Raw genomic sequence first — 1,334 nt, 5'->3', positions numbered from 1 at the left:
CATACCTGGTACAATAGCATGAGAATTCTGATAAATCGGTTGATTAGGAACTGTTGTCTSACAAGAATTCTGGATTTCATCTAACTCTGAACTGTCATATGACTCTGTACTGTCTTTTGAAATCGTTGATAAAGATAAATGATCATTAGAAACATCCGAATTATTTAAATTTAAATTACAAGATTTAGTACAGCTTGAAGCAAAATGGACAGTAGCTTTGCATACTGACTGAATGTGTCCTACCTTACCACATTTAAAACATTTAGCATTACGAAATACACATGGATTGCGAGCATGAAACTTTCCACATGATAAACATTTACCAAACTTCATCTCACCTTTGTGATTTGCTTTGTAATTCCTCGTTGAAACACCTTTCGTATTTACACGAGAATAGGAATCACTGTTAAATGAACGCAARTTTGATTGACCCTGASATTGTAGTTCATCAYGACSACTAAGCAAAKTAWYARAAATCTTCATCRACTGGATRTCAAGTTCATTSACTGCTYCGTAGTTAATACAYGCAGTYCTAGCATCTTGAAAGGAACAGTTTGGCATTYTTAACAGCTCTCTTTCCAAACTCGGTATGTTAATTCCTGCAATTAATCGATCTCTCAGTTGCACATRAAGTTGAYCACCGAAATTACACTTGGCAGCTTGTTTCTGTAATTCAAGGATGAATTCCCGASCCTTTTGGTCATTTTGACGAAYCATCTTATGAAACTTCGCACTTTCACGGCGTTCAAAACTGGTGCATTTTACATGACTTAATAATAGCTCTTTAAGAGTTGCATAAGGGAGTGAGATAGGTTTTTCTGGATATGCTAAAGTTTTTAATAAGCTGTAYGMTWCTYTYCCAATGAATGTGAGGAAGTGTGCCACAATATTAASATCCTCATCWTCTTCYTTGGTCATRSYCCAGATTTCRAACCTTTCMAARTAATCYTCAAAAGYTYCAGRAGTTGAATGAATATCTAACTTTTCCATTRCAGGCTCCATCRCGACGCCAATATAGTATTCGAATTCTCGTATGAACTAGGAATYCCAGRATTAACKCAATTGAATTAAGAAGACACARGCACAAACGAATGTATTGTATTTAGAATTCGAAATCGAGCATTCAACAAGTACAAAAGAATYATTAGTTAATTCAAACACCACATCCGCCACAGCTTAAATAGRAGTATAAGTGTYTGTAATCGGTTGTRCGTCTTCTTSTTAAGTTCATCCTGAGTCTGTCCKRCATTGTATTGGATAAAAACTTTGTAGTATCTAGAATGAGCTCATTAGTATTGGAATGAACAAACGAAATCGGAACAAACTCACCTGGA

General features: G+C 35.3%; 1 protein-coding gene. It reads right to left on the bottom strand.

Annotated features, from left to right (window positions below; genetic code table 11):
• A partial coding sequence (locus tag EES38_RS23165) for a hypothetical protein (RefSeq protein ID WP_208020497.1) occupies nt 1-333 on the bottom strand: 333 nt, incomplete at its 3' end.
• Nucleotides 334-1,334 lie beyond the last annotated feature (1,001 nt).

It is taken from the genome of Vibrio viridaestus (genome assembly GCF_003856525.1).
In the GTDB taxonomy this organism is placed as follows: Bacteria; Pseudomonadota; Gammaproteobacteria; order Enterobacterales; family Vibrionaceae; genus Vibrio; species Vibrio viridaestus.
Note: the sequence above shows the minus strand (reverse complement) of the source record. Positions and strands in the feature narration are given on the sequence as shown.